The organism is Streptomyces sp. NBC_00358, from assembly GCF_036099295.1.
Lineage (GTDB): Bacteria > Actinomycetota > Actinomycetes > Streptomycetales > Streptomycetaceae > Streptomyces.
This window is the reverse complement of sequence record NZ_CP107976.1, coordinates 5,370,481-5,386,446: the sequence shown is the minus strand read 5'-3', so window position 1 is coordinate 5,386,446 and position 15,966 is coordinate 5,370,481. Positions and strand designations below refer to the sequence as shown.

The window sequence follows — 15,966 nt, the reverse complement described above, 5'->3', positions numbered from 1 at the left end:
ACTCCGCGCAGGCGGGATGCGTGCCGATGCGGCAGGCGGTCGAGCGGTAGGGCGCGGCCGAGGTGTCCGCGATGTGGAGATGTCGGCGAGACGGCATTGAGGACTTCGAGGGCATCAGTGGACCCCCGTGAGGGCCGACCACGCATGGATCGGCAGATGGCGAGCGACGACCACTGAGCGCGTGCGGACGCGCTTCTCCCAGGCCAGCACGTACGGGCGGACGAGGGCGATGTCCTCACCCGCGAGCGAGTGACGGTGGTCCGCGTCGGTGGAAGCCTGGCCGAAGATGACCGTCGACGCGTCAGCGGACATGGGGAATGTGGAAGAGGTCGGCGGACGGACGGCCGTTAAAGGGCGGCGGTGCCTGCCCCTGGCGCAATGACGCGCCCTGGTGAGAAATACGGCGCGGCGGATACGGTTGAGCACGCTGTTCAGCTCCTATCGCTGATGGCCCGGTCCCCCGACATCGCCCGTCGTGGGGACCGTTTTGCGTACGACCGCCCAGAGGGTGCGGCCGTTCAGGCTGGTGGCGAGGAGCCCGAACCGATCTGCCTCGGCCACCACTTCCAGGACCTCCCGCCAGGACTCGACGGAGAGCGATTCCGGCACCTCCGCTTCGACTGACGTGTGTAAGGCGTGCTCCTCCAGGCGCGCGAGGAGCCCGATGGCGGACAGCCGGGCAGCGAGGGCCGCCGCGCTAACTCCCGAAGCGGGCACAGGGCAGCCTCCATCACCGGCAATCACTTTGCGTGAAGCTAGTTAACTAGATTAGAGCTAGTGGACTAGATTTTCCATATGCCTGAGCAGCCGCCCTATCTCCGCATCGCCGACGAACTCCGGCGGCGGATCGCGGAGCACGTATGGGAGCCGGGGGACCGCCTCCCGTCCCGCGCCCAGATCGGCCAGGAATGCGGCGTGGGCGAGAACGTGGTGCGCAGGGCTCAGGAACTGCTCATCTCCCAGGGCGTGCTGGAGGGGCGGGCCGGATCGGGCACGTACGTCGCCGAGCCCCGGAAGCGGGTGCGGGTGGTGCGTTCATCGGCGCGCGAGCAGCCCCAAGGGTCCCCGTTCCGGGCGGACATGAAGGCGCTGGGCAGACAGGGTGACTGGGAGAGCCGGACCGACGCCAAGGTGCCGGCTCCAGCGGAGATCGCGACCCGGCTCGGCGTCGTCGAGGGCGAGCTGTGCGTCCGGACGGTGTACGAGTTCATGGCTGACGGCAGGCCCGTACAACTGTCGACGAGCTGGGAGCCGTACGACCTCACCGCCGGGACTCTCGTCGTCCTCCCCGAGGGAGGGCCGCACGCCGGGGAGGGTGTCGTGAACCGGATGGCCGCCATCGGTGTCACCGTCAGCCACGCCGTGGAGCAGCCGGAGCCGAGGCAGGCGACCGCCGAGGAGGCGTCGCTGCTCGGCATCCAGAAGGCCGCGCTCGTCACACACATCCGGCGGACGTACTACAGCGATGAAGGACGCCCCGTCGAAACAGCGGACATCATCGTGCCCGCCGCCCACTGCGAGATCGTCTACGAGATCCCCATCAAGCGGTAGTCCATCTCAGCTCTCCAGGTCCGGCCATCCATCCCTGTTGGAGTAGCTCTCGCAGCAGTACCGGGTCAAACGGTCCCACTCCTTCCCGGTAGCGAGTTCGTACGCCTGATCCGGCACGTACAGCAGCCACTCCCCGTCAAACTCGGTGGAGGTGTACGGGGCGAACTTGTCGACGTCGAAGAAGACGCCTTCCCATACGGCTCGTCCCGCGGCGACAACAGCGCAACGGGCGTACAGGAACACATCAGCGGACTGTGGGAAGGGCTCGCCGTTCCGGTCCGTCATGTCGGCAACCGGAAGCGTCCCGAACTTCTCTTGGTCCAAGCGGTAGAGAGCCTCGGCATGACGTTCCGCGAAGCCGATGATGTCGGGGACGGAACGGCGACTCAGCTCCTCGGCCAGGCGCAGGCAGCTCGCCTCCGTGGCTTCGCCGTTCAGGGTGGCTATCAGTGCCCAGAAGGCAGCCCATGTCATTGTCACTGGCGCAGGATGCCAGAGCCGTCTGACATCCACGGCTGACATCAACGAGGCCGGACGGTGGCATACATCAGCGCCCCCGCACGACCGCCGGACCTGCCGACAACGGCACCTGGGGCGGGCATAGATCGAACTCCTAAAGCGGGTGTCGCAGGTTCGAATCCTGCCGGGGGCACACGACTAAGGGCCAGTTCAGAGGCTTGATCCTCTCGAACTGGCCCTTTCGTATGAACGCGGCCGTGCCACAAGGTCCGCTAGTCGTCTGTCTGCCCCGCGTCTTGCGGATCATCGAGCCGAGCCGATCGGCGATCTCACGGTCACGGCCACTGACCAAGTGCCGATAGATCAGCGCCGCGCGGGGCGTGCTGTGACCCATCCTGGTCATCAGGTCCCGCAGGCTCGCACCTGATGCGGCCAGGGTGTTGCCGGTATGCCGTAGATCATGGAAGTGCACGTCTGCGGTGATGCGCGCCTTGGCCCGCGCCTTGGCCCGCGCCCTGCTCCAGTCGTCGCGGAAGTTGCTCCGCCGCAGCCGCCCGCCCCGGTGGCCCAGGAACACGTGTCCGTCACGGCCGGCCCCAGCGAAGCTGTCGAGGTGACTTTTCACGTCCGGCAGGAGTTCAGTCGGGAAGGCCACGGGCCGAGCCCCTGCATCGGACTTGGGCGCCTTGTCGAAGAGTGCGCCCGTCTGCATCTCCGCCTGTGAGCGCTGGACCATGAGCGTCGCGTTCGTCGTGTCGACGGCCCGCCGGCGGAGCGAGGCCGGCTCACCGAAGCGCAGTCCGGTGAACGCGGCCCAGGAGAACGAGCAGCCGGTAGCGCGGGGCAATCGCGTCGGCCACGGCGAACACCTCCGCCACGGTGAGGGTGGGACGCTCCGGTACGTCGTAGCGGTCGGCGCCCTTGATCCGGCACGGGTTCCGGCGGATCAGCTCATCGTCAACGGCCGTGTTCAGGATCGCCCGCATGATCTGGTACGCCTTGACCGCGGTCGGCTCACCGGTCCGCGCGAGGCACGCCGTACGCCAGGCCCGGACCTGCCTCGTCGTGATCAAGACCCGGCTGCGCTCCGCTCCACCGGGCGCGCTCCCGGCTCCGCTCCGCGCGACGCTCCTGCCTTCGGCCCGCTCCGCGCGGGCTGGGGCGGTCGGCTCCAGCAGTACAGATGGACGACCCACCCGGCGGAGAGGGAGAAGACCGGTGGCCTGGCTCAGAGCACCAGGAAGCCTCCTAGCCGCTTCACCGTGTTGATCAGGGCAACGTTCGATGGGTCGACGATGTTGTTGGTGGCAGAGTTGCCTTTGCCGCTGTTGTGGTTGCTGAGCAACCCGTCGTTTCCGCTGTCGGCACCTTCGTTGCCGCTGGCAGTCTGGCTGACTCTGATGTCGTCCCTCATGGGGTTGGGGTCGGCCGACGCGGGTGCGGCAGCGGCAAGGGCGAAGGCGCCGACGACGGCCGCGACTCCGAGGGTTCTACTGAAGATCTTGGTCATGCCCAGGGAACGACTGTTGCGCGCGGACGGACACGGGACTGCGGGACGGATCGGACAGTCGCAACCTGTTTGGCTCCGTACATCTGGGACTGTGCCCGTGCCCCTCCTGGGCCCGTTCGGTCGGGAAGCAGCAGGGAGTCACGGTCACTGGCGGACAACGCCCACGAGCATGGCCCCTGACCGATTTACCTGGTCAGGGGCCGTTCACCTGCGGTGGGTGTGGGATTTGAACCCACGGCGACTCGCGCCACGACGGTTTCCAAGACCGTGCACCACTCGACTCGCCCATTGAGACTCCGTCGACCTACGGAGCTCCCCTCGCCGGATCTTCAGAATGAGCCCCGCAGGGTTGGGCGTCGCGCTCGGATCGAGCTGGCCGCGGGCCGTGGAAGCCGGGCGCGCCTGGCTCACGCGGGCGGGATGGCGGCGATACCGGTCTGTTCGTCGGGGCTGATGGGCGGGCGTCGCTTGGAGCGGCGCCACCACAGCACGGAGCCGAAGGTGGAAATGATGACGACTGCGGCTCCGACGACGACGTAGACGCCAGACGTTCCGCGGCTCGACCTGGCGGCCGGTGCGGGTGGTGAAGACGTAGCCGGAGCCGGACTCGTGCACGACCGAACTGCCGGATTCAAACCGGCGCCTACCGAAGTCCGCCTCCGTGACGCTGCCGGCTTCGTCTGCTTCGTGCCTACATCCAGCCCGCGTCGTGCGAACCCGCCGCAGCGAGCTGCTCCTCGGTGAGGGCCGACTGGTCGGGCCTGCTGACCACCGCCCAGTGCTTCCCCACCGGGCAGCGGGCGTAGCGCGCGGACGGGGTGAGGCGTAGGGACTTGAAGCCGAGGAACGGTATCCATGTGGCCGTGTAGAGGTGTCCCGCCGTGCACTGCACGATCGACTTCTGGGGCATGTGTGCCTCCTTGGCGCCTCAGGCGGACGTGACCTTGAAGCTGCTGCCGTTGCGTGGACCCAGGCGAGCAGTTACCCGTGGCTGTGTGCCTGGGGCGTCGTGCACCGTCAACTCATCGGTGCCTACGCCGAGTCGGGCCGATCGCTGGCCCTTGTAGCGGAAGAACACGGCGATCTCGTGGGCTCCCTCCTCGACCGGGACCTCCGTCGTGCCCCACTTCGCCGGCCACTCGACCCCGTCGATCTCCACGACCGGTCGCGTGAAGGCGCGGTGGAAGGGGAGCGCCACCAGCGAGGGACGGATGTCGACCAGGACCTTCACCATGAACATCACCGATTTTCTTGCCTAGTTGACTGGTTGCGGTCCAGCAGGCGCCTTGCGTCGGCCTCTCTCACGCCGACGACGACAGCACCGACTCCGGGCGGAATCCCCTCGCGATGCCGACCAGGCTGCCCGCCGTGATCAGTACGGTCGCCCCGCCCGCGTACAACAGCAGCCTTGTCGGGCCCAGCGGGTCCAGAGCCATGGACATCGCCAGGAGGGCGCCGAAGCCGGGCAGCATCGCGGCCAGGCTGACCAGGCCGCCGCCGTTGCCCGCCAGAGCGCCGGCGCCGGGCTGGGACAGGCGGGGGAAGAGCAGGTTGAGCAGGAGGGCGAGGGCCGCGCCCGCCCAGGTGGCCAGGAGCGGGAGCAGGAGGGCGAGTGTCAAATAGCCGGCGTCCGGCGTGAGGCTGTCGTGGTGCAGGACGCTGGACAGGGCGAGAGCGAGGGCGCCGAGGGCGCTCATCACCGCCCACTGGGCCGTCGTGACGACCAGTACGTAGCCGAGCAGTCCGCCCGCGATGCTCGCCGGGTTGTACGGGGCGCCGAGCATCGCCTCAAGGGCGCCGACCCCAGCCTCCGCGCCGACCACGTTGCGCACCGCGAGGCCCGCCCCGACCGTTCCGTGCAGGGCGATGACGCCGGGCATCAGGACGAGCAGCAGCCCGGCAGCGACCGCGTCCCCGTGCGCCCCGTACTGCGCGCCGAGCCGGCCGCTGCTGGCTGCACCGTTCATGTCCGCGTCGTCGGACACGAGCGGCAGGACGATCACGGAGGCGACCGTCAGCACGAACGGCAGGAACACCGTGGCGAAGTTCCGCAGCCGTTCCCGTCTCATCCGCCACAACAGCGCCGACGCCAGGACCCTGGCCCGGGTCACGTCGAAGGGGAGTCCGCGTCGCTTCACGGGGTGCGCCTTCCGTTCGCCGGTGCCGGCATGTCCGTCTGCAGTTGCTGGTAGACGTCCTCCAGCGGGTTGCGGGCGGGTACTACCTCTCGTACGCCGATGCCCTCCCTCACCAGATCGGCGACCAGCGACTCCGCCGCCCGCTCGTCGGGCACCTCCACGACCACGGCACCGTGCTGCTCCTCGTAGCGCAGGCCCAGCCGGTCGAGGACCGCCGGCACGTCACCGGAGCCTCGGACGCGCAGCCGGTAGGCGCTGCCCAGCAGGGCGGTGCGCAGGGTGGCCGGATCACCTCGGCCCACGATGCGTCCCTGCTGCAGCACTGTCACGTCGTCGGCGAAGCGGTTCGCGTCGGCCAGGGCGTGTGTGGAGACGACCACCGTGTGCCCCTCGTCCGCCAACCTCCGCAGATGATCGGTGAGTTGAGCGGTCGTCGTCGGGTCGAGGCCCGACATCGGTTCGTCCAGGAGAAGGATCGGCGGGCGTCCCAGGAACGCCTTCGCCAGGCCCGCGCGCTGGTTCTGGCCGCGGCTGAGGCTGCCGATCCGGCGGTCCGCAAGGTCGGTGAGGCCAAGCAGGTCCAGGACCTCCGCGATCCGCTCCTCCGAGGACCTGGGCGGCAGGCCGAGGACGCGTGACCAGTACCGGAGGTTGTCCACGACGCTCAGGCGTGGTGCGAGCGCCGAGCGGTGGGTGGCGAGGGCGATCAGGGACTTGGTCTCCGTGTGCGTGTGCGGGTCGGTGCCGTCCACGAGGACGGTGCCCTCGAAGGGCGCGAGAATCCCGGCGAGCACACGGAACGCCGTTGTCTTGCCGGCGCCGTTCGGGCCGAGCAATACGTGAATTCCCGCGCCGTATTCGAGATTGACATCGCAGAGCACCGGCCGCCCCCGGTAACCTGCGGACACATTCAGCACTTCCAGCTTGGCCACCGATTCAACGTAGCACTGCGGATGAGCGGCCGACCGAGTGGTCAACTGACCTGTCATTGGTGCCATTTTCAACAGGGATTTGCCCGGCGGGGAGTTGTTCGTCGGACGTCTCGGCCGGCGTCGTACGCAGCAGCGGCATCGACGCGACGACCGAGCAGCCGATCATGACGAGGGCGAAGCTCCACAGTCCCATCAGCAGGATGATCGAGCCGTGCAGCAGGATGTCGAGCGCCAGCCCCACCCTGCGCCAACGGTCGGAGCCCAGGATGCAGACGGCGATGAGAAGTTCGACGACGAGCGCGCCCCAGGTCATGCCGACCACGACCAGGGGGTACTTGGAGAGCGTGAGCAGCAGCCCGTCCCAGGGCTTGGCGACGCCGAACATGTTGTCGCGCAGGAAGTAGTACTCCGCCGTCCCGTTGGCCCAGTCGGCGACTCCGAACTTGCTGATGGCGGTGTCGAGATAGATGTACGCGAGCTGCAGTCTGACCGCCCAGAAGGCGGCGTAGGCGATCGCGTGCGCGGACTGGTGCAGCGGTTTCGACGGCGGGCTCCACTGCCAAGTCCGGTTGTCCGTCAGGAGAATCGGCAGCATGAGGAGCGACATGATCAGGCCCACGGATTCGCCGCCGTCAGGCACGGTGATGCTCACCGCGATCGAGTAGATGGCCCACAGCTGCGGGATCGCCGTCCAGCGCGGCCGGTATCCGACGGCGGCCACGAGAAGCGCGGCGACCAGGATCCAACGGGCGTACTCCGCATGGGAGGTGCCGCCCACCAGACAGTACGCGGACGCGGCACGCACTCCCCCACAGCGGGCGCCGTCGCTGATGGTCAGAACTGGGGTGAGCAGCGCCTTCGACGGGGTGACGAGGACCACCGTCAGCTCGGCGAAACAGATCAGTGAGCGTCCCACGCCGAACCAGCGCGAGCGGAAGTCGAAGGTGGAGAGGCGGAGTTGGAGCCGAGCGGACTGCTCTTCGACAAGTCCGGAAAGGGCTGTACGGGCGGCTATGAGCATGAGACGTCCAGGTGGGCGATTCTGGTGACGTGCCGGTCGTACGGCACCAGGTTCCGGTACGACCAGGGCACGACGCGTTCCTGAGTGATGAAGGAATCCCCGCACACGGTCCGCACGGGGTTGCGGTTCTTGACCTTCTCGGCGGGGCGTGCGGCCGCTTCGTGCAGACAGACGTCCAAATTGCCCGCGCATGGCTGCCATTGGGTCACCGAGGTGTTGATGTAGGCGATCTCGGGACCCTGGGCGCGCTGGGTGCGGTCAAGTCCGAAGAGGTTCGAAGGGCTGCCCTGCGGGGTCTTCAGAAGATTCTTGGAGTGCTTTCCGTCGAAGGCGTACGTGCCGATCTGGACACCTTCGGGATCCTTGGTGAAGAAGGCCCAGACCTGCGGGGTGACCTCATTGAAGTACTGGCGTGCGCCTTTGGAATGGCGGCTGCTGAGGGCGTTGCTCGGCAGCGTGTAGAAGAGCGCGACCAGAAGATAGGCGACCATGACCGCCAGCGTGGTCGCGAAGATGTACAGCTGCCGCCTTGCGACAGACGTCGACATGCGCGGTTTTCCTTTCCCCCTGTAATGGACGGAACGCTCCAGCCGGGCTGATGCCCCTGGGCGGGGTGGCCTGCCGCGCCGCGGTCGCGGCAGGCCACCCCCGCACAGGAATCAGAGCGCGGAAGTGACAGCCGCGACGAAGTCGTTCTCGTCGAGCTGGTCCGACTGCTTCAGGTCGAAGCCGTAGCTGGCCGCGGCCGGGGCTATCACGACGACCACGACGACCTCCGCGCCCGCGGCGACATTGGTGCCCACGGCGACGTTGATGCCGGCCGCGACATTCGCCACGGTCACGATGTTGGACTTGGTCCACACCCAGCCGTTGGGGCGCGCGATGTCGGCGCTGTTGAGGCTCTTGGCCTTGCTGTCCGAGGCGATGGCCGCCTTGAGGTCGTCGTTCAGTGCCACCATGCCCCGCTGCACCACGAACGGGTCCTTGGCCTGGACGGCCTCCGTCACCTTGGCGTGGAACGCCGGATCGGCCTGGTGCAGCTTGGCCATCAGGTACGACAGCTGCGCGTGCGTCACCGAGGTGTCGGAGCGGCGGCTGCGAATCTGCTGGGCCAGCTCCGGGTGGTCCTTGGCGGCCTTGCCCTGGCCGAAGACCAGGAAGGCGACCACGTCGCTGTCCGAGTAGCCCTGCTCCGCCCTGGCCGCGGCGACCGGGGCGGTGTGCGGCGCCCGGGCGTGCGCCGACGCGGTGCCGGCGGCGCCGGCCACCATGGTGGCGGCGAGGACGGCACCGATCAGCGGCTTCTTGATTCTCATGATGGAACTTCCCCTGTTCGTTGAAGAGATTTCCCAGAATTCCCGTGGACTTACGGGAGTTGAGGAATCCTCAAGCGATTCAGAAGGCTATTCGGGCAGCTTTTCGACGGCAAGGAATGCTCAACCAGATCTGGAGACACTGGGGTTATTGCAAAAGTCGTCAGGCATCGCTTTCCAGTGCGCGCGCGACATGGAGCCACGCCTCCGCGTAATCCCGTGCGATACGCGCGACGACATCGGCGCGGTGGGCCGGGACGTCATGGACGAGCTTCTGCCATCCAGAAGGGCCTGCCGGGTGAAGGCTGAGCAGCTGAAGGAACCTGCGCCCCGATTCGGAGTGCCGTACGGAGGGATCGCGGCGCAGGCTTTCGAGCAGGGCGGGGCTCGGGGAGCGGCCCGCGCCGCCGGAGCCGCCGGTGCCGTTCAAACCGCCGGTGGCGCCCGTGCCCCTCGGACCGTCGTCGTCATCATGACCGCGGGGTCTGGGCCCGCCGCCCTCCGCCCGTTCACCGGCCTGCAGCCTGGGCGGCAACAACGCCCGGCCCTGGAGGAAGCGTTGACGTACGTCGCTCGCCGTCGCCACGGACACCCCCGCTCGCCGGGCGAGCTCGCGCAGCGAGAGGTTCGGGTCCTGCGCCAATAACTCGCCCGCGTGCAGGCGCCCTTCTGCCGGACGCAGCGGTCGTGCACGGCCGTCGAGACCCACCCGCTTGTTCGACTGCGGCCCATCTCCGGTCGAACACCCCCGGAGGACCGCAACGGTCTTGGCCGACAGGCAGGTCACCGAGGCGATGCGCCGGTCCGACCAGTGCGGGTGCGAGGCGATGATGCGCCGCGCGGCGGCGGTCCTGTCGTCGACCGACAGCGGTTTGCCGTGCACCGAGTTGAGCTGGACAGCGAGCAGGAAGGCCTCCTCCTCGCCACCGTCGAAGTAGCGAACCTCGACGTCACTCTCTCCCCGCAGTTCCGCCGCCCTGATCCGGTGGACCCCGTCGAGCACCCGCTTCGTCGGGCGGTGCACGACGACGGGCGGCAAGGGTACGTCCAGTTCGGCGAGCGCCCGTACGTGCCGGTCGTCCGCGCCCGTTGTGCGGGGTGAACTCACTCCTGTCAGCAGGCGGATGGGCACCCGCTCCACTGTCCGGTCGAGAACTCCCCCGATTTCTTTCGGTATTGCCGGATCGATCGCTCCCTCAGCGATCTCCCCCGCCACCGACGTTGCCGACACCACAGCATCCTCTCCCCCTGAGTGGAGCCAACCAATGGCTGCGGCCCGGTGGTCGTCCGTCGACTCAGGTGCAGAGTTCAACGGTCCGGACTTTCACCACAGTTGAGATCGTCGTGCGTCAAGACCCTAGACCACGGGTTGGCCTGGTTCAACTGGTATGGCATCGCTACACTCTGTCCCCATTCACCACAGTGGAAGAGTGCGGGGAGGCACCCATGGTCGACGGGGCGGACCGCAGTCTTGCGGACAAGCTCAACGAGCTCTTTGCGAACGTACGGCCCGACGTGGGCCACGAGTACAGCAATGAGCAGGCCGCGGCCGCCATCAGGGGCACCGGCGTCACCATCTCCCAGAGCTACATCTGGCAGCTCCGTAAGGGCATCAAGACCAACCCGACGCTCAAGCACCTGGAAGCACTGGCCGGTTTCTTCGGCGTGCCCACCGCCTACTTCCTCGACACGGAAACGAGCAATCGTGTCGCCGAACAACTGAATCTGCTGGCCGAGACCCAGGCGCGCCTGGCCGATTCCTCGCCGGAGAGCGACGTCAGGCTGATGGCGATGCGGGCGGGCCAGCTCTCCGCCGAGCGCCGCAAACAGGTCATGGACCTCCTCGACGTGGTCTACCGCCTCGAACAGGCGGAGGCGGAACAGCAGGACACACCGTGACTCGGGCGACACCAGTCGCGTACGTGAGATAGACGACACACACGTAAAAACGCACACAGAAGCAGCCGCTCACACGGATGCTGATCACGGCCACCACGGGACGGCCGTGCATCACGCGGAGCCGTGAACTGCCCAGAGTTTCCCTCTGGTTACCCCCACCTGAGCTCATGCTGCCCGACCGGCGGCACGGAGGTCAGACATACGAGAGGACGGTTTTGAACGAGCGCAAGCTGCGGCGGCGCTGCAGACGGGAGCTTCAATCCCTCGGCATCGAGACGCCGTTGCGGGTGAACGTACTGTGCCGGCGTCTGGGAGAGCGTCGCGGACGGCCCATCCGCCTCGTGCCGTATCCGCTGCCCATCCCCGGCCCGTTCGGCGTCTGGATCGCGACGAGAACGGCGGACTACATCCTCTATCAGCGCGAGACGAGCAAGGTCCACCAGGACCACATCATCCTGCACGAGGTCGGGCACATCATGGCGGACCACAGGAGCACGGTGTCCGGCAACGAGATCCGTCAGCTACTGCCCGACATCTCCGCCGACGTCGTCAAGAAGACTCTCTGGCGCACCTCGTACGACGAGGAGCACGAACGCGAGGCCGAGTTGGTCGCCACCATCATCCTCGAATGGGCCTCTGTACTGGACTACGTCGACTCGCCCTCGTCCGTGAACCCGTCGGTCGATCGCGTCCGGTCCGCACTTGGCGATCGGCAGGGCTGGCAGTGATCGCGCTGGCACTCGTCGTCGGTACGGTGTTCGTCCTGACCCTGGGCTGGAAGATCCGTCAGATCGTCACGTCCCCGCATGATGCTCCGTTGCGTGCCGTGACTCTGTGTCTGGCGAGCGCGGCCGCTTCCTTCGGACTCGCGCTGCCGCCCGCCGCGAGGATGATCCGCTCCGTCGGCGGGCCCGGAGCGCCGCGACTGGTGCAGAACGCCTTCGCGTTCGCGATGGTCTTCTGGCTGATGTGCTTCTACCTGTACTCCGCGACGGATCCGCGGAGAGGGCGCATACGCGCCCGTTGGGAAGCGCTCCCGCTGGGACTCACTCTTCTGGGGACCTCGCTGGCCACGATCGCTGCCGCCGGGCACGACACGGGCGGCAGGTACGAAAGCGTCGACATGCGGGTCTCCGCCCTGGCGGCCTTCTATCTCCTGGCCGATCTGTATCTGGTCTACGCCCTGACCATGGCCCTGCGCTGGACCTGTCGTTATGCGCGAGTGTCACCGCGCCCCCTGTCCGTCGGCCTGTGGCTGATGGCCTCCGCCCTCTCGGGCATAGCCGCGGCGAGCGCGATCCGAGCGGCACTGACCGTGATCCGCTGGCACGGAGGCGCGGTCGCCCCGGCGGTCACCGCGATCTCCGGCCACATCATCGGCGTGGCGATCCCGCTGTTCCTCATCGGAGTCGGCTACCCGGCGGCCCGTGCCCGTCTCTCGGTCATCCGCCTGCGCCGGCAACGCCGCCGCATGTACCACCGCCTGCATCCGCTGTGGAGCCTGCTGCACGAGGCGTACCCGCAGGACGCTCTCCACCAGAACCGTGCCAGGCCATGGGACCTTCTGCGCCGGCCTCAGGCGGTCGACCGTCGTTACTATCGCCGCGCCATCGAGTGCCGCGACGGTCTGGTACGCATCAGCCCCTATCTCGGGCAGGCCGAGATGACGGTCACGGACCTCTCGGAGTCCTCGGCCGACCTCCTTGCGGACCGGTTGTGTGCCGCGCTCGAAGCGCAGACGGAAGGCGGGGAAGCACCGTACGACGCAGTCGCCGTGGCGGTACCGAAGGCGCAGGGCCTGGACGCGGACGTACGGCAGCTCGTCATGCTGTCGGACGCGCTGCACCGTCGCACCTCGTCCCCCGCCCGGCAGCAGGCGGCGTAATGAGCTCAAGGCCGCGTCGGATGAGCATGCGGCCGAACCCAGTCTCCCCAAGCCCCCTCAAAGCCACCCGAGACCACCGCACCCCAACGCCGGACCAGGCAAGACAGCAAACCAACCGGTGATGACCACGCAGCCGCCAGTCCGGCCGGACTGGCACTGGCACTGGCACTGGCACAGGCACGAGGCCCGTACGACAGCCGCTCGGCCGAACTCCTGAAGCGGGTCCCGCGGGTTCCGAGCCCGCCCGGGCACACGGCTGCGGGCCGGCTCGGGAAGGTGTGGGATTCCTCCCGGGTCGGCCCTTTCTCGTCGCCCGCGGCGGGCTGCCGCCGCGGGCTGCCGTGTCAGGTCCTCAGGAGCGGCGCGTTCTTCAGCGGCCGGCGCTCAGGGCGGCGGGCGCGACGGTGTTGCCGGTCACCGCGCCGGTCGCACCGTCGAGGGTCACCAGGTGCCGGACGCCGTCGGTGCCGAGCACCTCGACCTCCCAGCCGCTTCCGCCGCCCTGCTGCACCACCACGCGCAGCGCGTCCGGCTTGCCACCGGGGACCGCCTTGCCGGCCGCCTCGATCGCCTTGGCGGCCGACACCGTCGGGACCGGCGCGGGCGCGAGACCGCTCAGGGTGTTCGGGCTGTCGGGGCCGCTCCCGGTGTTCTGGTACGGCCTGGCCTCGTCGTCCTTGAAGCGGCTCTCGCCTCGGTCCTCCCCGCGGACAAGGCGCTCGCCGCCCTTCCAGCCGGGCACAGCCTCGACCCGCATGCGGGCACCCTTCTCGCCGTGGTCATGAACGGCGACCGCGGCGGCGCCGGCCACGGCTCCGCCCAGCAGGACGACCCCGACGCCGACTGCCAGCCAGCGGCTCCGCCCCAGCCGCGGCAGGCGCGGAAGACGCTTCCGGGACGACGTGGACGGCTGGGACTCGTCGGACTCGTGGGACTCGTAGGGCTCGGACTGCTCCGGTGGGACGGGCTGGGACATGCTCGTGCTCCTGATCGTCTGGGCCGGCCCGGTGCCGGCTGCCGCGTCAGCTTGGAGCACCGTTGCTGAAGCCAGGCTGAAGGTGGCTGAAGGCTTCTTCAGGCACCGCCCGCACGGCATGCGAGGCTGTACTCCGTGCGCGTACTGGTGGTCGAGGACGAGAGGCGGTTGGCCGCCGCCCTGCAGCGAGGCCTCACGGCCGAGGGCTTCACCGTCGATGTCGCCCATGACGGGAACCAGGGGCTCTGGCTCGCCCTGGAGCACGGCTATGACGTGATCGTGCTCGACATCATGCTGCCCGGCCTCAACGGCTACCGGGTCTGCGCCAAGCTGCGCGCGGCCGGGAGCGAGACACCGATCCTGATGCTCACCGCCAAGGACGGCGAGTACGACGAGGCCGAGGCGCTGGACACCGGTGCCGACGACTTCCTGTCCAAGCCGTTCTCCTACGTCGTCCTGGTCGCCCGGCTCCGCGCACTGCACCGTCGCACCGGCCGCCGGCTCCCGCCGACCCTGGAGTTCGGTGACCTGGTGATCGATCCGGCCCGCCGTACCTGCACCCGCGACGGAAGCGAAATACGGCTCACCACAAGGGAGTTCGCCATCCTGGAGTACCTCGCCCGGCGGGCCGGCGAGGTGGTGACGAAGCGCGAGATCCTCCAGCACGTCTGGGACTCGGCCTTCGAGGCGGACCTCAATCTCGTCGAGGTCCACGTCAGCGCCGTACGCCGCAAGATCGACGCCCCGTTCGGGCGATCCGCCCTGGAGACCGTCCGGGGCGCCGGGTACCGACTGGCGGCCGGCGGTGGCTAGGCGATTCCTCCCGGGTCGCGACGGGACCGTGGCCGCTGTCCGGCGCCTGCGCACCGGCGCCGTGCGGCTCGCGCGACACCTGTGGCCGGGATCGGTGCGCGCCCGGGCGACGCTCGGGGCGACCGCGGTCGTCGCCCTCGCGCTGGCCGCGGTCTCCCTCGCGCTCATGGGCATCCTGCACGCCAACCTCCAGCGCAGCGCCAAGGAGACCGCCACCCAGCAGGCCGACAAGGTGGGGCGGCTGGCCGCCCAGGGCACGCTCCCCGACCTGCTGCCCGTCGCCCCCGGGGCCGACTTCATCCAGGTCGTGGACGCCGAGGGCCATGTGGTGGCCGCCAGCCAGAACCTCACCGGCCGCCCTCCCATCGGTCATCTCCGCACGGACGAGGGCCCGTTGCGCGCCACCTGGTCCGGCGAGCCGTTCGGCGACGAACACCGCCAGCGGATCGTCGCCGTCACCGCCACCACTCCCGGCAGCACGGTCACCGTGTACGCGGGCACCTCGCTGCGGGACGCGGACCAGGCGGACGAGATCACCTCCGTCGTGCTGGGCATCGGCGCCCCGCTGCTGCTGGCCACCGTCGCCCTGGTCACCTGGTGGGTGACCGGCCGAGCGCTGCGCCCGGTGGAGGCCATCCGGTCCGAGGTCGCCGAGATCACCGGGCACGCGCTGCACCGCCGGGTGCCCGTACCGGACGCCCAGGACGAGATCGCCCGGCTCGCCCGCACCATGAACGTCACGCTCGACCGCCTGGAGGACGCGGTCGTCCGGCAGCGCCGGTTCATCGCCGACGCCTCGCACGAACTGCGCAGCCCCATCACCGTTCTGCGGACCCAGTTGGAGGTCGCCCTCGCCCACCCGGACCCGGAGCTGTGGCCGGATCTGGTCAGCGAGGTCCTGGAGGACACCGTACGGCTCCAGGATCTCGCGGCCGATCTGCTGTTCCTGGCCCGGCTGGACGCGGCCGAGCCCGTCGAGAGCGGTCCGCTGGACCTGGCCGACCTGTGCCGTACGACCCTCGCGGCGCGCCACGGCGACCGGATCCTGATCGACGCCGGGCTGCAGGCCGGCGTCACCATCGAGGGCAGCCGCAGCCGGCTCACCAGACTCCTCACCAACCTGCTCGACAACGCCCAGCGCCATGCCGACCGGCGCATCGAACTGACTCTGCGAGCCGATCGGGCCACGGACACGGCCGTGCTGGAGGTGAGCGACGACGGACCGGGCATTCCGGAGGCCGACCGTGACCGGGTCTTCGAGCGCTTCACGCGCCTGGACGACGCCCGCAGCCGGGACCTCGGCGGAGCCGGCCTCGGTCTGGCCATCGCCCGTGACATCGCGGGTCACCACCACGGCACCCTGACCGCCGAGCCCCACCCGCACGGCGCCCGCATCGTCGCCCGTCTCCCGCTCTCCCCCGAGGCCGTTCCGGCCGACTGATCCATCGGGCTGATCCATCGCTCCTGGC

General features: G+C 68.8%; 21 protein-coding genes and 1 tRNA gene. 6 read left to right on the top strand and 16 right to left on the bottom strand.

Translation table 11 applies throughout. The features are described from left to right. Positions 1–114 precede the first annotated feature (114 nt). Complete coding sequence (locus tag OHT01_RS22910; protein ID WP_328554997.1) at positions 115–312, bottom strand: hypothetical protein; 198 nt, start codon at positions 310–312, stop codon at positions 115–117. 126 nt (positions 313–438) lie between these two features. Further along, on the bottom strand, positions 439–717 hold the full coding sequence (locus tag OHT01_RS22905) for a hypothetical protein (RefSeq protein WP_328554996.1): 279 nt from the start codon (positions 715–717) through the stop codon (positions 439–441). A 78-nt stretch (positions 718–795) separates the two neighbouring features. Here OHT01_RS22905 and OHT01_RS22900 point away from each other — a divergent pair, with 78 nt between their 5' ends. Further along, positions 796–1,551, top strand: a complete 756-nt coding sequence (locus OHT01_RS22900; protein ID WP_328554995.1) for a GntR family transcriptional regulator — start codon at positions 796–798, stop codon at positions 1,549–1,551. 6 nt (positions 1,552–1,557) lie between these two features. Here OHT01_RS22900 and OHT01_RS22895 read toward each other — a convergent pair whose 3' ends face one another. From OHT01_RS22895 to OHT01_RS22835, 13 genes are all read right to left on the bottom strand, one after another. Continuing rightward, entirely contained in the window at positions 1,558–2,025 is a 468-nt protein-coding gene (locus OHT01_RS22895; RefSeq protein WP_328558224.1) for a DUF4240 domain-containing protein, read from the bottom strand. A gap of 139 nt (positions 2,026–2,164) precedes the next feature. Next, entirely contained in the window at positions 2,165–2,857 is a 693-nt protein-coding gene (locus OHT01_RS22890) for a tyrosine-type recombinase/integrase (RefSeq protein ID WP_328554994.1), read from the bottom strand. Further along, entirely contained in the window at positions 2,796–3,083 is a 288-nt protein-coding gene (locus OHT01_RS22885) for a hypothetical protein (RefSeq protein ID WP_328554993.1), read from the bottom strand. The genes OHT01_RS22890 and OHT01_RS22885 overlap by 62 nt, the downstream gene beginning before the upstream one ends. A 155-nt stretch (positions 3,084–3,238) precedes the next feature. After that, entirely contained in the window at positions 3,239–3,520 is a 282-nt protein-coding gene (locus OHT01_RS22880; protein WP_328554992.1) for a hypothetical protein, read from the bottom strand. A gap of 214 nt (positions 3,521–3,734) precedes the next feature. Continuing rightward, a tRNA-OTHER gene (locus OHT01_RS22875) sits at positions 3,735–3,802 on the bottom strand. A 409-nt stretch (positions 3,803–4,211) separates the two neighbouring features. After that, on the bottom strand, positions 4,212–4,430 hold the full coding sequence (locus OHT01_RS22870; RefSeq protein WP_328554991.1) for a hypothetical protein: 219 nt from the start codon (positions 4,428–4,430) through the stop codon (positions 4,212–4,214). 18 nt (positions 4,431–4,448) lie between these two features. Continuing rightward, entirely contained in the window at positions 4,449–4,760 is a 312-nt protein-coding gene (locus OHT01_RS22865; RefSeq protein WP_328554990.1) for a hypothetical protein, read from the bottom strand. 61 nt (positions 4,761–4,821) lie between these two features. Continuing rightward, complete coding sequence (locus OHT01_RS22860; RefSeq protein WP_328554989.1) at positions 4,822–5,658, bottom strand: hypothetical protein; 837 nt, start codon at positions 5,656–5,658, stop codon at positions 4,822–4,824. Next, positions 5,655–6,590, bottom strand: coding sequence for an ABC transporter ATP-binding protein (locus OHT01_RS22855; protein ID WP_328554988.1), 936 nt, complete (start codon positions 6,588–6,590; stop codon positions 5,655–5,657). Before OHT01_RS22855 ends, OHT01_RS22860 begins: the two co-directional genes overlap by 4 nt. 4 nt (positions 6,591–6,594) lie before the next feature. Then, the gene (locus tag OHT01_RS22850) at positions 6,595–7,611 is read right to left on the bottom strand and encodes a sporulation-delaying protein SdpB family protein (protein ID WP_328554987.1); all 1,017 of its coding nucleotides are present in this window, start codon (positions 7,609–7,611) and stop codon (positions 6,595–6,597) included. Then, positions 7,602–8,159, bottom strand: coding sequence for an SdpA family antimicrobial peptide system protein (locus OHT01_RS22845; protein WP_328554986.1), 558 nt, complete (start codon positions 8,157–8,159; stop codon positions 7,602–7,604). Before OHT01_RS22845 ends, OHT01_RS22850 begins: the two co-directional genes overlap by 10 nt. A 111-nt stretch (positions 8,160–8,270) precedes the next feature. Then, positions 8,271–8,927, bottom strand: coding sequence for a sporulation delaying protein family toxin (locus OHT01_RS22840; RefSeq protein ID WP_328554985.1), 657 nt, complete (start codon positions 8,925–8,927; stop codon positions 8,271–8,273). Between the two features lie 160 nt (positions 8,928–9,087). Continuing rightward, positions 9,088–10,155 carry a ParB/RepB/Spo0J family partition protein gene (locus tag OHT01_RS22835; RefSeq protein ID WP_328554984.1) on the bottom strand — a complete coding sequence of 356 codons (1,068 nt, stop codon included), beginning with the start codon at positions 10,153–10,155 and terminating at the stop codon, positions 9,088–9,090. 215 nt (positions 10,156–10,370) lie between these two features. Here OHT01_RS22835 and OHT01_RS22830 point away from each other — a divergent pair, with 215 nt between their 5' ends. From OHT01_RS22830 to OHT01_RS22820, 3 genes are all read left to right on the top strand, one after another. After that, the gene (locus tag OHT01_RS22830) at positions 10,371–10,823 is read left to right on the top strand and encodes a helix-turn-helix domain-containing protein (RefSeq protein ID WP_328554983.1); all 453 of its coding nucleotides are present in this window, start codon (positions 10,371–10,373) and stop codon (positions 10,821–10,823) included. Positions 10,824–11,164: 341 nt separating this feature from the next. Then, positions 11,165–11,551, top strand: coding sequence for a hypothetical protein (locus OHT01_RS22825; RefSeq protein WP_328554982.1), 387 nt, complete (start codon positions 11,165–11,167; stop codon positions 11,549–11,551). Beyond that, positions 11,548–12,708, top strand: coding sequence for an MAB_1171c family putative transporter (locus tag OHT01_RS22820; RefSeq protein WP_328554981.1), 1,161 nt, complete (start codon positions 11,548–11,550; stop codon positions 12,706–12,708). Before OHT01_RS22825 ends, OHT01_RS22820 begins: the two co-directional genes overlap by 4 nt. Before the next feature lie 370 nt (positions 12,709–13,078). Here OHT01_RS22820 and OHT01_RS22815 read toward each other — a convergent pair whose 3' ends face one another. Next, entirely contained in the window at positions 13,079–13,684 is a 606-nt protein-coding gene (locus OHT01_RS22815) for a PepSY domain-containing protein (RefSeq protein WP_328554980.1), read from the bottom strand. Positions 13,685–13,819: 135 nt separating this feature from the next. Here OHT01_RS22815 and OHT01_RS22810 point away from each other — a divergent pair, with 135 nt between their 5' ends. Both OHT01_RS22810 and OHT01_RS22805 read left to right on the top strand, forming a co-directional pair. Continuing rightward, a complete protein-coding gene (locus tag OHT01_RS22810) occupies positions 13,820–14,497 on the top strand; it encodes a response regulator transcription factor (protein ID WP_328554979.1) in 678 nt (225 codons plus the stop codon). Between the two features lie 79 nt (positions 14,498–14,576). Then, on the top strand, positions 14,577–15,938 hold the full coding sequence (locus OHT01_RS22805) for a sensor histidine kinase (protein WP_443043540.1): 1,362 nt from the start codon (positions 14,577–14,579) through the stop codon (positions 15,936–15,938). Positions 15,939–15,966 lie beyond the last annotated feature (28 nt).

Bases quoted from the DNA above. Each gene is read 5' to 3' on its own strand.
- OHT01_RS22910 (WP_328554997.1), bottom strand. From the start codon at position 312: ATGTCCGCTGACGCGTCGACGGTCATCTTCGGCCAGGCTTCCACCGAC.
- OHT01_RS22900 (WP_328554995.1), top strand. From the start codon at position 796: ATGCCTGAGCAGCCGCCCTATCTCCGCATCGCCGACGAACTCCGGCGG.
- OHT01_RS22895 (WP_328558224.1), bottom strand. From the start codon at position 2,025: ATGACATGGGCTGCCTTCTGGGCACTGATAGCCACCCTGAACGGCGAA.
- OHT01_RS22880 (WP_328554992.1), bottom strand. From the start codon at position 3,520: ATGACCAAGATCTTCAGTAGAACCCTCGGAGTCGCGGCCGTCGTCGGC.
- OHT01_RS22870 (WP_328554991.1), bottom strand. From the start codon at position 4,430: ATGCCCCAGAAGTCGATCGTGCAGTGCACGGCGGGACACCTCTACACG.
- OHT01_RS22865 (WP_328554990.1), bottom strand. From the start codon at position 4,760: ATGTTCATGGTGAAGGTCCTGGTCGACATCCGTCCCTCGCTGGTGGCG.
- OHT01_RS22850 (WP_328554987.1), bottom strand. From the start codon at position 7,611: ATGCTCATAGCCGCCCGTACAGCCCTTTCCGGACTTGTCGAAGAGCAG.
- OHT01_RS22845 (WP_328554986.1), bottom strand. From the start codon at position 8,159: ATGTCGACGTCTGTCGCAAGGCGGCAGCTGTACATCTTCGCGACCACG.
- OHT01_RS22840 (WP_328554985.1), bottom strand. From the start codon at position 8,927: ATGAGAATCAAGAAGCCGCTGATCGGTGCCGTCCTCGCCGCCACCATG.
- OHT01_RS22830 (WP_328554983.1), top strand. From the start codon at position 10,371: ATGGTCGACGGGGCGGACCGCAGTCTTGCGGACAAGCTCAACGAGCTC.
- OHT01_RS22815 (WP_328554980.1), bottom strand. From the start codon at position 13,684: ATGTCCCAGCCCGTCCCACCGGAGCAGTCCGAGCCCTACGAGTCCCAC.